A 14,167-nucleotide genomic window follows, 5' to 3' on the forward strand; every position below is an offset into this window, starting at 1 on the left:
CAACTTTTTTATTTTTTACCTCTTTGTTTGTTTTTAGGTGTTACACAAGTTCCTGTTGCTCTACAAACAACTATAGGTTCTGCCAAAACATCAGCAGCTGATTCAGAAATATCTGGTCTTGGAACTATAACTTTTCTTGCTTCAAACACCATTTTTCTTGAGCTATTTCCTACATTTACTATTTCACCAACAGCTTCAATATAGTCTCCAGCAAAAACAGGAGCCATAAATTCAACACTGTCATAGGCTTTAAATAATCCTTCATCTCCATCTAATTGAATTAAAAGCTCAGTTGCTACATCTCCAAAAAGTTGTAACATTCTTGCTCCATCAACTAAATTTCCACCATAATGTGCATCGTGAGAACTCATTCTCAATCTGATTAATGATTTCATACCATCCTCCTTAAAATAAACCTAACCTAATAATAAAAATAGAGGTATACATGGTTTGCCCAATCCTATTCTGTATCGATTAAAGAAAAACTATAAAATAGCTCTCCATACTCAAAAAGAATATGACAGTCAATGTTCGTTTACATTGACCAAGAAACTTAACTATAAGCAGTTAATGTTCTTTCGGCAACTATGCTCTTCGAAACAAAGTATCGAGGCTTATCTCTTAACAACTTTGCTCTACCTTACATACATGCACCTCTATTTTTCATTATTTATTTAATTGTATTTTTGTATGGACACTATCTATCCCTCTTTTAATACTTAAATTATATTATTTAAAAAAATAATGTCAAACTATTTTTTAAAAAATAGTAATATTTTATAAAAAATAAAACTATAAGTTCTAAAATAAAACATTTATAATTTATTTATTAAAAAAGTAAAGAATTAAAATTTTATTAAATCTATATAAAAAACTATGATATTATTAGGTTAATATCATAGTTTTAGAAGATCATATGGAACAAAAAGAGACTCTAGATAAAAATAAAGCAAAAGAAATAATTTTTACTAAAGAGTATATGAGACTTATACCTAAGGAATTTGAGGATAAAAAAGAATTTATTTTAAATATTATTGTGAAAGAAATAAAAAAAGTCTCTTGACAGCCGTATGAGTTTTTACGAGCTCAATGAAATACTCTCCAGAGTAATACGGACGTCGGAGACTAATTTTTATACTAAATTTATACTCTCCTATAGAAAAAAATAAGAGATTCTTAATTGAATCTCTTTTAATTTTGTCTGTTGTAATTTTTATATTTTATATAATTTTGTAAAAGCTTATTAATCTTTCAACAGTTTGAACTTATGATTTTAAGTAACTTTAAGATTTTATAAAACTTTACTAAATAATATGGTGCCTGAGGCGGGACTCGAACCCGCAAGGTACAAATACCGGCAGATTTTGAGTCTGCTACGTTTACCAATTTCGTCACTCAGGCTTGCTAGATAATGATACACTCTTTTAATAAAAAAGTCAATATAAAATTTTCATTACCCTCCATTTTTTCGTCTCTATTATTAGATATGAATTATAAATATTTAAAATTTTAAACTAATTTGAAGTATCAATTTTTTTTCTATTATGAAAATATAAGAAAATAGCTGTTGTTATTATCATTGTCCCACCTATAAAACTGAATAAATCTGGAATAGTTGTAAATAATACATAATCCATTATCATACTCGTTATTATAATTACATAGTTATAAATAGAAACTTCCGATGCTGGAGCAAATGTATACGCATATGTAAGTCCGAACTGTCCTAATGCTGCTGAAATACCTATTCCACCTAATAATATCATAAATTCTACTAAGGAAGGTTTTACAAAATTTGATATCATCATTGGAAAAGCACAAATGACAGATAGTAATGAAAAATAAAACACATTTATTTCTGATTTAACCTTACCATTAAGATATCTTATTATAGTATAAGAAAAACCAGCTAAAACAGCTGAAAACAAGCCCACTAAACTAGGAATAACTGCTGGTGAAATACTAGGTTTTATTACAAAAACTACAGCTATTAACATTAAAATTATTCCTATAATTTGTTTTTTATCAACTTTTTCTTTCAAAAATATACAAGCACAGATTGTCACAAAAACAGGAGATAATTTGTTCAACATATTTGCTTCTGCCATCGTTAAATTCTCAAGAGCATAAAAATTAGCTACCATTCCAACGAAACCAAAAAAAGATCTCCCAAAAACAAATGGTATATTTTTTTTCTCAACTTTTATAGTTTCATGTTCTTGAAACAAGACAAAAGCTGACACTAAAAAACTTACAGAATTTCTAAAAAATACTTTTTCATATGTTGGTATATTTGGTAAATATTTTACTGCTATCCCCATAAATGTGAATCCAATTACAGATATTAACATCCAAAATATACCTTTAGTTTTTTTACTTATTGTCATACTACTGTCGCCTCACTTTGCATAATAATAGTATTAGTATCTTAAAAATAAAAAGAGTCTCTTGACAGCCGTATGAGTTCTACGAGCTCAATAAACACAGGCTCTTCGAACTAATACGGACGTCAGAGACTAACTTTGTTATTTGATTTTATGCTTTCCTATAGAATAAAAATTAGAATGTATATTTCAATCCCAATCCTGTTTTATTTATTAATTTATTTTCAACTATTGGAGATTTAGTTACCTCTGATCCATATTTTGTAACATCTATAAATGCAAAAGCCGAAAGTGATTTTGTAAAATAAAACTCTCCATATAAGTTTGCTGAAACTGAATAAGACATTTTTGGTGAGTATTCCTTTGTTATATTTCCACCTATCTCATTTTTATCAACTCCAAAATAATAATCAGTATATTTTTCTGAATAAATATTTGAACTTACAGATGGAACTATAACTAATCTTTCTACTGGCATAAAGAATGTAGATAACTTAGCTCCTCCAATTGCTCCTCTTTTTCCCAAACTAAAATAAGGACTTAAAGTTACATCTTTTGAGATTATTTTAAGTTTTATATCAGCTTTTAGACCAATAGATTGTTGAAAACTTCTTCTATTTATAGTGGAATAACCCGGATTCATTCTTGAACCTTTTATTGAATGTCCATCTTGAAGTTGAGCAAAAACAAAAGCATCAAAATTATCTTTATCTAAAAATTTTGCTCCAATTTCACTTCCTTGTAAATATAAATTTTCATATTTTAAATTAGCCCAAATTGGAAGAGGAAGAATTTCTCTTCCTTTATAAAGTGAATCCCTCTTACTTATCATTGTAGAAACAGATCCCTTAACTTCAGAAGCTACTGAATTTATCGATAATAAAGCTAAACTTAGCAATAAAATTTTTTTCATAAATATCTAATTCTCCTTATTTTTCTTTTTTTCTCTTTTTATTTTTTTAAAATTATAATTTCCTGCAACTTTTCTTTTAAAACTAAATAGATTAGTATTAGGAAATATTGCTATCCTTCTTATTTGATATAAATCATCTGAAAGACAAACTGAACCCGAATCAGTTGAAACTGTAAAAGTATAGCCTGCTTCCCTTGCCATTTTTTTTGCATAGTCATTTAAAATACCATAAGGATAGGCAAAAGTTATAATTTCTTTTTCAATTTTTTCTTCTAAAGGTTTCTTTACATCTACAATCTGATGTCTTATTCCTTCTTCTGATAATTTATTTAATTTTGGATGATTAAATGTATGAGCTCCGAATTCAATTCCATAATCTTGCATTTCTTTAATCATAAATTTATCCATAAGCTCGAACTTTTTTTCTCCTCCAGCATTAACGTCCCATTCATTATAAGTAGACTCCCCCATTAAAAATATGGTAGCTTTAAAACCAAATTCTTTTAATATTGGAAAAGCTAAATTATAGTTATCGACATAACCGTCATCAAAAGTTATCATAATATATTTTTTATTTCTTTGAAATCTATTTCTCCAACCAATTTTATTTAAATCTTCAAATGTAATAACATCGAAGTTATTATCTTTTAAATATTGCATATGTTGTCTAAAAATATTTTCATAGATATATGTTCCATATATTCCCTCATTTTCTGAATTATTTATAACTCTGTGATACATTACAACTGGAACTTCATATTTTTTCTTATCTACATACAAAGAGAAATATTTCTTTTCAATTTTGTCAACTATATGTTTCAAATTAGTTTTTAAAAATACCTTGTTTTTTAATTTTTCTTTCTCTTCTAATCCTAATTTTAAGGCTTTTTCTAAATCATTTAGCACAATATTTTTATCTATTATAGGATATTTCATAGAACCTATATCTCCAAAATTTGATGTAAGAGCAAGGTCTATATTTTGAGAGTCTATACAACCTATATATTCTGTTTCTCCTACTGCTATCACTGGTCTTTTATTTAATATTGATTCAAAAGCTACTCTTCCCGCTCCAATAACAACATCAGCTTCTAAAAATTTTAATTGTAAATCATTTACATATCCTAAAAATTCTATTCCCTTTTCTTTAAATTTTAAAAATTTTTCTGGAATATCTTTTCCACCAATTAATTTTATTTGGAAGTTTTTCAAAATTTCATCTTGAGCTAAAATTTCCAACAAATCGTAAGCTACATCACCTTTAGGTCCTGATAATCTACCTATAATAGAAATATTTTTTTTTGAATTTTCATCTTTTTTAAATTCTTTTTCAACAAAATTTATCGGATTTAAAATAACAGAAATTTTATTTTCATTGTATCCTATGTCATTTACCATATGTTTTTTTATATTTTCACAAACAGCTATTGAATAATCTCCAAATGCCTTTATTAATTTTCTACTAAAATGTACAGGTTGTCTACCATGGGTTGTTGTAATCAAAGGTATTCCAGCTAATTTACAAGCAATTTGACAACTCCATGAAGAGGCTCTTGAATTAGCATGAACTATATGTATATCTTTTTCTTTAATTATTTTATATAATTCTTTTATATGCTTTATTCTTTGTAATAAACTTCTTTTATTAAATTCTAATTTTATATATTCAGCTTTTGTTGGTATCGTTAAAGTATCAGAAACAATAAAAACATTATTTCCTCTTGCAATAAGTTCATCTGCTATTGTTGCTGCATATACTTCAGCTCCAGTTATTTCAAGCTGAGATAAAGCCATAAGTATATTCATAAGCTCTCCTTTTTAAAATTCACACTTTTCTATAAATTTATAAAAATCTATAATTATTTACATTGATAGCTTCATTCTCTATAGCATAATCAATTTCTTTTATCATTCTTGGGATATCCTCAGGTAAATTTCCCTTTAAATTTAAGTAATTTGAAGCATGATTAGCCCTAAAAATTATCGGACTTGTTATTTTAGAAATATCCATATTTGAAAGTATTAATTTCATTTCTTTTAGAACATCAATACCTTCCATATAGTCATATTTTCCTTCTTGCATAAGTTTATATAATTCTGTTCCTTCATATAATCTTAAATTTAAAATACTTGCATATTTTGGAGATATGTCTACTATAATTTTTGCTGTATTTATTGCATGCATCTTATTATCTTGATATTTCCCTAGTAAACCTGCTATCAAAGTTATAGATAAATCTATTCCTACACTCATAATTTTTTTTGAAAGTTCAACTATTTTTTCAGCTTTAATTCCTTTTTTAATAAACTTTAAAGCTTCATCATCTCCACTTTCCACACCTAAATATACTAGAGTTAATCCTTTTTCGTATAAAAGTTTTAATTCCTCAATAGACTTTTGATGAATAGCTATAGCTGTTCCATAAACTGAAACTCTCTTACATTCCGGAAAAACTTCTTTTATATAATCTAGTATCTCAACAAGAATTTTTGTTGGAACTACTAGTGCATCTCCATCGGCTAGGAATATTTTTTCCACTTCTCTATTTCTATACATTGCTCTAAAAGCATCTATATCTTCTTTTATTTTTTCTATCGGTTTTATAACAAATTTTTTATCCTTATACATACTACAAAAAGTACATCTATTATGTGAACACCCCAAAGTTATTTGAATAATCAAGCTATATGCTTCACTTGGTGGTCTGTATAATGGAAAATCATATAAATCGTACATATTTTTGTATCCTTCCTTTTATATTTCAAAAATCTCTTGCAATTTTTTCCCTATTGCATCTTCATTATTATTACCAATTACTTCTACATTTGGTAAACTTTCAATCAATCTCTTATTTGCATTTCCCATAATAAAAGGTTTCCCAACAAAACTAAGCATTTCATAGTCATTCATGCTATCTCCAAAAGCAATAACTTCATTTGGACTTATATCCAATATTTTTAAAACTTTTTTTAATGTCTCAGCTTTATTAACACCTTTTTTCATAAATTCTAAGCAATATGGAGATGATATTGTAATACTTAAATCATTTTCTAAATCTTTCACTAATTTTTTTTCTAATTTTTCTAAATCATTTTCCTCTGCTAAAAAAAATATTTTTGTAACAGCTCCATTTTTAAATTTATCTAAATCTGTTATCTGAAATTGAAATCCAGATTCCTCATGAAATTCTCTAAGTCCCTCAATTTCATATTCAATAAACCAATCATTGTCTAAATAAATATTTCTATGATATTTTTTTCTATCTAAATCATAGGATAACAATTTTTCTGTAAATTTTTGTGGTATATCTTCTGCAACAATAACTTCATTTTTTTCATTATGGGCTCTAGCTCCATTTGATGTTATTAAAAATGAAGATAAATTTAAAGTATCTCTATAGTGTTTTGCATCTAAAAATGGTCTTCCAGTAGCTATTAAAAATTTTACTCCTTTTTTTTCAATTTTTTTTATAATATCTGCTGTGTAATCAGAAATTCTATGTTGAGATGTAAGTAATGTCCCATCCATATCACATACAACTAATTTATAACTCATTAATAACTCCTTAAAAATAATAATTTTATTATATCATAAACACGAAATAAAAAAAGACCATTGTAATTTTGAATATAAAAGATAAAAGTCAAATAAATTACTAGCGTAGATTTTATATAAAACCAAAGTAAGTAAATCATATAAATTTTGGCATGTTTGAGTATAATAAGTTTACCAAATTTAGAATAAATATTGTTTTTATCATTAAAAATCCACTCAGTAATAAATTATTTTTTTATTTTTTACTAAACTACAACAGCCCCTCTATTATATTTGATGTAATATGTAAGATTTAATCTTAACCCTCGGTATTAAAGAAATTTTCTTCAACCAAATTCCTTAACGCAGAAATAAAGTTTTTTAGATTATTTTCTACAGTTATTTCATCTTCTCCCTTTACATTAATTTCTTTATTTTCTACTTTTTTCTTTAATATTCCATATATATCATCATCTGTTTTTGTCCCATCAAACAATGATACTATCATGAAAATTTTAAATTTCATATCCTCAACTTCGTATGTTAAACCTAATATATTTGAAAAAGAAATAATCGGATTCTTTGAAGTAGCAAAATATTCCAAATATCTTTTATATTTTGGTATAATATTCAATTTCTCCTGTCTTTCTAAAATCTTTTTCTTATTAAATATTTCAATATCTTGTGAATAAATTAATTCCAAAATTAAAGTTGCTACTTCTTTTAATTCTATTTTATTGTTTAATTTTTCTACAATCTCATCTAAACTTAAAGTTTCTGGATATATATTACTTAATAAGTCCAATATTTCTTCTAAATGGCTATTATTTGTCAATTTTATCTTATTTGAAAGTAAATATTTTCTATCTTCATTTTTAAAATATCTCCCTCTATAAAATAATTCTTTTAAATTAGAAATTTTTATATCTTTAGAAATATTTATATTCTTTAAATTATCAGCATGTGTAATAATACTACTTCTAAATTGGGTATCATTTATATAGTCATAATATTGCTCTTTTGCAATATAATCCTCTCCACATTCATTATTTATCTTTTTTTCTACCTCTTCATCTAAAAGTGGAAATGACTTCATAAATTGAGAATCTACAACGTGAACTAATTCATATTCTTTTAATTTTTCTGCGAAGTTATAAATATATAGTGGTTTATTATATAATTCAAAATATTCATGAAGAATATAATAATCATTTTTATTTAAAATTTCTTTAATACTTTTTTTCACTCTATCATTTTGCTGAGAATGATTAAGTATAAATTCTATAGCTCCCTTTCCAAAAGACACTCTATTTTCATTTGTTACTTCTACTCCTTTTTTTGATAAATATTTATCTCTAAAAGTCATAATATCCTTTGCTATTTCCATATTTTTCCATCCTGGATAAACATTATATGAAATCACAGCAACTCCATTTTTTGATAGAGATTTTTTTATTACATCTAAGATAGCATTTTGAACCTCTTCTGGAACCCAACTATAAACTCCATGGCAGATTATATAATCAAATTCTCCAAATTCTCCTTTATAATCTACAATATTTTTCTGATAAAGTTTTATATTATCTGCTCCTAAGCTATCTATCAATTTATTACCTTCATCAACTTGTACTTTCGATAAATCTAATCCTATTACTTTTGATTTTGGATTAGCTAAAGCAAAAGGGATTATATTTCCCCCAAATGAACAACCTATTTCTAATACCCTTGCTGTTTCTGTATCTGGTGTTTCAAAATTCAGTAATTTAAGATTCGATTTTAATTTATTTGGTTGTGTATTATAAAAAGTTTTTGATATATAAGGAACTTCATCATAACTCATTTCTAATTTTTTCGTATTTTCTATCATATTTTTCTTCCTCCAAAAAGTTTTTTCATTACATAAGAAAGTACAACTTAAAATACTAAAAATAGTCTCTGGCATCCATATCAGTTAAAAAAATCATATATTTATCAAGCTATAGGGATGTCAAGAGAAATTTATTTAATAAATAATAGTGATTATTTTTATCCTAAGTTTTTATAAAATAAAAATTAAATTTTAATACAAACTTCTAACTATAATTTATTAAACTAATATTTTTTCTACTCTTTTATCTTCTTTATTTTCTTCTTCTTTAAACATATCATTCATATTATTACCTTTTCTTTTGTTTAGTAAATAAACTATTGGTGTTGCAACGAATATTGAACTATATGTACCAGCTAAGATTCCTATTAAAAGAGTCATTATAAAAGTTTTTAAACTTGCTCCTCCAAAAACTAATATTGCTACAACCGAGAATAATGTAGTTATTGATGTATTTAAAGATCTTACCATAACTTCATTTACCGAATCATTCATAACATCTTCGAGAGAACCACCAGTTTTAGCTTTTCTTCTTAAATTTTCTCTTATTCTATCATAAATTACTATTGTATCATTTATTGAATATCCAAGTATCGTTAATATTGCTGCTATAAATGGTGTATCCACTTCATAACCCATAAGTGCTATAAATCCAACAGCTATTATAATGTCATGTAATAAAGATAAAATTCCTCCAATAGCAAAGCTAAATTCAAATCTTAATGTTATGTATAACACTATCAAAATAGAACCTATCACAAGTGAATAAATTGCAGCTTTTTTCAAGTCATCTCCAACACTAGCACCAACTTTTTCTTCTTTATCAAGTGTATAAGTCCCTAATTTTTGTAAATTTTCCATAACTTTATCTTGTTCTGCTTTAGTTAATTCTGGAACTCTTATAATTACTGTTCCATCATCTGAAATTTGAACCTTTCTACTATTTGAATTAACTTGTGGTAATTCTCCTGATAATTCATCTAAATTTTCATTTATTTGTGGCAATGTCATAGCAACATCATTATATTTTAATTGAAATAAATTCCCTCCAGAAAAATCTATACCATAATTTAAGCCTTTTGTAAAAAATATTACTATTGATAAAGCTACTAAAACTATAGATATTGAAAGATATATTTTTATATTTTTTATAATATTTAAATTAGTTTTCATTATTTGCCTCCTTTAAAGATACTCCAAACAATTTAGGATCTTTAAAATTAAACATACTTACAAATGTTAAAAGTAATATTTTAGTTGCTGTAATTGCTGTAAACATAGATGCAAGTGTACCTATTGCAAGAGTTACTGCAAATCCTTTTATTGGTCCTGTACCAAAAACAAATAATATTGCTGTAATTATTAAAGTAGTTAAATTTGAGTCAAATATTGCAACAAACCCTTTATTAAATCCAGATTCTATTGAATTTTTTATCGTATTTCCAAATCTTAATTCTTCTTTTATTCTTTCAAAAATAATAACATTAGCATCTACTGCCATACCAAGTGATAAAATAAATCCTGCTATACCTGGTAAAGTTAAAGTTGCATCTATAAAATTCAAACAAGCAAAAGTTATAAATCCAAATAAAATTATTACTAAATCTGCTATAATTCCAGGAAGTCTATAGAATATCAACATAAATACCCATATTAAAATTATTGCTACCATACCTGCATTTTTACTTTGAGCTATTGATTCATCTCCAAGTGTAGCTCCTACAGTTCTAGTTTCTACTATTTCTGCTTTTATTGGTAATGCTCCTGCATTTAATAATGCTGCTGTTCCCTTAGCTTCTTCAACAGAATAATTTCCAGTAATAGCACCATTTCCACTAGGAATTTCTGTATTTATTTTTGGTGCTGTTTGAACAACTCCATCAAGAGTTATTGCAAGTTGTCTTCCTATATTCTCTCTTGTTATCTTTGCAAACTCTTGAGCACCTTCTGCAGTCATTTCAAAGGAAATTTGTGGTCTACCTAAATTATCATATGAAACATCAGCTTTTTTTAATGCTGAACCTGTAAGTAAAGTTTCTCCTAAAGTACCATCTTCATTCATTATTTTAAATTCCATAAGAGCAGTCTTACCTATCAAATTGATTGCATCCTCCGTATTTTGAAGACCTGGTAATTCTATAATTACTCTATTATCTCCAGCTTTTTGTATTGAAGACTCTGCAACTCCTATTCCATTAATTCTTCTGTTTAAAACTTCTATCAATCTATTCATAGCTTCATTATCTATTTTTGTTTTTCCATCATCTACGGCTTCAAGCACAACATAAGCTCCACCTTTTAAATCTAATCCCAATTTAATAGGTTTCATTAAGCTAAACCATAAAGATACAGCAAAAATTCCAATAACTAAGAACAATCTTAAAACTAGTTTCTTACTCATCTTTTCCTCCATCTTTTATTTTTTCATATCTAAATATGTTTGTAATATAATTGAGGCAGCAACTTTATCAACTACCTTTCTCTTTTCAATAGCTCCCTTTGTATTAAGCTCAGTTAATATATTATCAGCTATTACTGTTGAAAATCTCTCATCAACTTCTATTATTTCAGCATTAGGTATTTCTTTTTTTATCTTTTCTATATATTCTCTTACCTTCTCAGCTTGTCTTTTTTCTTCTCCGTTTAAGCTTTTCGGTATTCCTACAACTATAGATTCTGTATTATTTTCTTTACATATTTCTACTATTCTTTTAACGGATTTTACTTTTTTTCTATTAATAGTTTCAAGTGGAGTAGCTATTATACCCATAATATCAGATCTTGCTACTCCTATTCTTACATCTCCAATATCAAGAGCTATATATCTTTTCATTATACCTCTCTTTTATTTTATAACTTATATTTTTAATTGATTTTCTATAATAGTTCTAACTTCTGCAAAAGCATCTAAAAGTTTAGTTTCATCTTTTCCACCAGCTTGAGCAAAATCAGGTCTTCCTCCACCTTTTCCACCAGTTATTTCAGCTAATTTTTTAACTAAATCTCCAGCTTTTAATTTATCAGTTAAATTTTTTGTAACTCCAACAGCAAAACCTAGTTTTTCTTGTGTTGTTGCAAGAACTACTACTGCTTTTTCATAACTATCTTTGATAGTATCTATCATAGTTCTTAAATCTTCAGATGATTTATCTTTGAATGCAGCTATTAACACTTTAGTTCCATTTACTTCTTCCATTCCAGTTAACGCAGCCTTTGTTTCAAACAAAGCAAGTTTTTGTCTTAAAGTTTCTAATTCCTTTTCAGTTTCTTTTAAACTTTCTAAAGTTTTTTCAACTTTATCAACTAAATTAGTAGTATTAGCTTTCAATTTCTTTTCAATTTCTCCTAAAACATTAGCTTCCTCTCTTTCTAACAAGTAAGCTCCGAATCCTGTTTTAGCTTCAATTCTTCTAACTCCTGCTGCAATACCACTTTCAGATGTAATTTTAAACATTCCTATTTTTCCTATGTTATCTATATGTGTCCCTCCACATAATTCTGTTGAAAATCCTGGAACATCAATAACTCTTACAACATCTCCATATTTGTCACCAAATAACATCATAGCTCCAAGTTTCTTTGCTTCTTCTATACTATGATGACTAATTCCAACATCTATTCCCTCTCTTATTTTTTCATTAACAATCAATTCAATTTTCTTTAATTGTTCTTCTGTTAATGCTTCATAATGACTAAAGTCAAATCTTAGTTTATCTGGTTCTACAAGTGATCCAGCTTGTTGAACATGAGTTCCCACAACTTCTCTTAATGCTTTGTGTAATAAGTGAGTAGCAGTATGATTTTTAGCAGTGTCTAATCTTCTAAGAGCATCTATTTCTAAAGTATACTCTTGATTTTCAATAGCTTCTCCTTTTTCAATTTCAACAGTATGTATAAAAATATCTTTTTGCTTTTGTACATCTAAAACTTTTGCTGAAAAATTGTTTGAATAAATTTTTCCTTGGTCTCCAACTTGACCACCAGATTCAGCATAAAAAGGAGTTTTATCAAATATTAATAAATATTTACCATCTTTCCCTTCTCTACTACTTAAAAGTCTTCCATTATCTTTTATATTAAAATAACCTGTAAATTCAGTAATACCATGTTTATCATAAAATTCTTCTATAAAGCTATCTTGCCCTTTTTCCATTACAACTTCTCTAGCTGATCTAGCTTTTTCTTTTTGTTCTTCCATTTTAGCTTCAAACTCTTCTTTTAAAACTACTATTCCTCTTTCTTCAGCTATTTCCTCAGTAAGTTCGTAAGGGAATCCATAAGTATCATACAATTTAAAAGAGATTTCTCCACTTAATTTATTTTCTTTTTTTGCAATTAAATTATCTATTTCTTGATTAACAAGTTGTATACCTTGATCCAGTGTATATGAGAATTTTTCTTCTTCAATTTTTACAATTTTTTTAATATTTTCAATATTTTTCTTTAAATCTGGATAAGCATTTCCAAAATGTTCAACAACAGTATCAACCAATTTATACATAAATAAATTTTTGTATCCTAGAAGTCTTCCATGTCTTACAGCTCTTCTTAAAATTCTTCTTAATACATAACCTCTTCCTTCATTTGATGGAATTACACCGTCATTCACTAAGAAAGTTACTGCTCTTACATGATCAGTTATAACTTTTAATGAAAAATTTACATCTTTATTTTCCCCATATTTTCTTCCTGTTATTTCTCCAGCTTTTTCTAAAATTGGAAATAACAAATCTGTTTCAAAATTATTAGATTTTCCTTGGACAACAGCAGCTATTCTTTCAAGTCCAGCTCCTGTATCTATATTTTTTTTAGGTAATGGTTGTAAACTTCCATCTTCCATTTTATTCCATTCAGTAAACACTAGGTTCCAAATTTCTATAAAACGATCATCAGTTCCTTCATCTCCAATTTTTGTGTTTTCATCTCCACCATATTCAACACCTAAATCCACATGAATTTCAGAACAAGGTCCACAAGAACCAGTAGGCCCTGCTGACCACCAGTTTTCACTTTCCCCCATTCTAACTATTCTTTCTTTAGGAAAATTACATTTTTCTATCCATATTTTTTCTGCTTCATCATCTGTAGTAAATACAGTTACCCAAAGTTTATTTTTATCTAATTTTAAAACCTCTGTAACAAATTCCCAAGACCACATAATAGCTTCTTCTTTAAAATAATCTCCAAATGAAAAGTTTCCTAACATTTCAAAGAAAGTATGATGTCTTGCTGTTCTTCCAACGTTTTCTAAGTCGTTTGTTCTTATACATTTTTGATAAGTTGTAACTCTTGGACAAGGAGCTTCTTTTTGTCCTAAAAAATATGGTTTAAATGGTACCATCCCGGCAACTGTTAAAAGTAGAGTTGGATCATCTGGAATAAGTGATGCACTTTCAAAATGTTTATGTTGTTTTTCCATAAAAAACTCTATAAATTTTTCTCTAATCTCATTTCCTGTTAACATTAAT

General features: G+C 26.9%; 12 protein-coding genes, 1 tRNA gene and 1 riboswitch. Of the genes, 1 reads left to right on the forward strand and 12 read right to left on the reverse strand.

Going from position 1 to position 14,167, the window contains the following annotated elements:
* Positions 1 to 8: 8 nt before the first annotated feature.
* Positions 9 to 395: a 3-aminobutyryl-CoA ammonia lyase gene (gene kal / locus BQ2505_RS07895; protein ID WP_074017216.1), complete on the reverse strand. Its 387-nt coding sequence runs from the start codon at positions 393 to 395 to the stop codon at positions 9 to 11.
* A gap of 90 nt (positions 396 to 485) precedes the next feature.
* A riboswitch (Lysine riboswitch) is annotated at positions 486 to 667 on the reverse strand.
* A gap of 249 nt (positions 668 to 916) precedes the next feature.
* Here kal and BQ2505_RS08745 point away from each other — a divergent pair.
* A complete protein-coding gene (locus BQ2505_RS08745; RefSeq protein ID WP_154662210.1) occupies positions 917 to 1,063 on the forward strand; it encodes a hypothetical protein in 147 nt (48 codons plus the stop codon).
* 251 nt (positions 1,064 to 1,314) lie between these two features.
* On the opposite strand, the gene BQ2505_RS07900 is transcribed toward BQ2505_RS08745, so the two are convergent.
* The 11 genes from BQ2505_RS07900 to alaS form a co-directional block, all read right to left on the reverse strand.
* Positions 1,315 to 1,401 (reverse strand) — tRNA-Leu (locus BQ2505_RS07900).
* Positions 1,402 to 1,514: 113 nt separating this feature from the next.
* Entirely contained in the window at positions 1,515 to 2,387 is an 873-nt protein-coding gene (locus BQ2505_RS07905; RefSeq protein WP_074017217.1) for a DMT family transporter, read from the reverse strand.
* Between the two features lie 172 nt (positions 2,388 to 2,559).
* Positions 2,560 to 3,297 carry a MipA/OmpV family protein gene (locus BQ2505_RS07910; protein ID WP_074017218.1) on the reverse strand — a complete coding sequence of 246 codons (738 nt, stop codon included), beginning with the start codon at positions 3,295 to 3,297 and terminating at the stop codon, positions 2,560 to 2,562.
* 6 nt (positions 3,298 to 3,303) lie between these two features.
* Entirely contained in the window at positions 3,304 to 5,103 is a 1,800-nt protein-coding gene (locus BQ2505_RS07915) for a bifunctional glycosyltransferase family 4 protein/polysaccharide deacetylase (RefSeq protein ID WP_074017219.1), read from the reverse strand.
* 37 nt (positions 5,104 to 5,140) lie between these two features.
* Positions 5,141 to 6,034 carry a B12-binding domain-containing radical SAM protein gene (locus tag BQ2505_RS07920; protein WP_074017220.1) on the reverse strand — a complete coding sequence of 298 codons (894 nt, stop codon included), beginning with the start codon at positions 6,032 to 6,034 and terminating at the stop codon, positions 5,141 to 5,143.
* Between the two features lie 18 nt (positions 6,035 to 6,052).
* Positions 6,053 to 6,853, reverse strand: coding sequence for a Cof-type HAD-IIB family hydrolase (locus BQ2505_RS07925; protein WP_074017221.1), 801 nt, complete (start codon positions 6,851 to 6,853; stop codon positions 6,053 to 6,055).
* Between the two features lie 298 nt (positions 6,854 to 7,151).
* Positions 7,152 to 8,699, reverse strand: a complete 1,548-nt coding sequence (locus BQ2505_RS07930; RefSeq protein ID WP_074017222.1) for a methyltransferase regulatory domain-containing protein — start codon at positions 8,697 to 8,699, stop codon at positions 7,152 to 7,154.
* A 219-nt stretch (positions 8,700 to 8,918) separates the two neighbouring features.
* Positions 8,919 to 9,872 (reverse strand): protein translocase subunit SecF, encoded by a 954-nt coding sequence (secF, locus tag BQ2505_RS07935; protein WP_074017223.1) that lies wholly within the window; start codon positions 9,870 to 9,872, stop codon positions 8,919 to 8,921.
* A complete protein-coding gene (gene secD / locus BQ2505_RS07940; protein WP_074017224.1) occupies positions 9,862 to 11,100 on the reverse strand; it encodes a protein translocase subunit SecD in 1,239 nt (412 codons plus the stop codon). Before secD ends, secF begins: the two co-directional genes overlap by 11 nt.
* 15 nt (positions 11,101 to 11,115) lie before the next feature.
* Entirely contained in the window at positions 11,116 to 11,532 is a 417-nt protein-coding gene (gene ruvX, locus BQ2505_RS07945) for a Holliday junction resolvase RuvX (RefSeq protein WP_074017225.1), read from the reverse strand.
* Between the two features lie 24 nt (positions 11,533 to 11,556).
* Positions 11,557 to 14,163 carry an alanine--tRNA ligase gene (gene alaS, locus BQ2505_RS07950; protein WP_074017226.1) on the reverse strand — a complete coding sequence of 869 codons (2,607 nt, stop codon included), beginning with the start codon at positions 14,161 to 14,163 and terminating at the stop codon, positions 11,557 to 11,559.
* Between the last annotated feature and the right edge of the window lie 4 nt (positions 14,164 to 14,167).

The sequence above is a fragment of the Fusobacterium massiliense genome (assembly GCF_900095705.1).
In the GTDB taxonomy this organism is placed as follows: domain Bacteria; phylum Fusobacteriota; class Fusobacteriia; order Fusobacteriales; family Fusobacteriaceae; genus Fusobacterium; species Fusobacterium massiliense.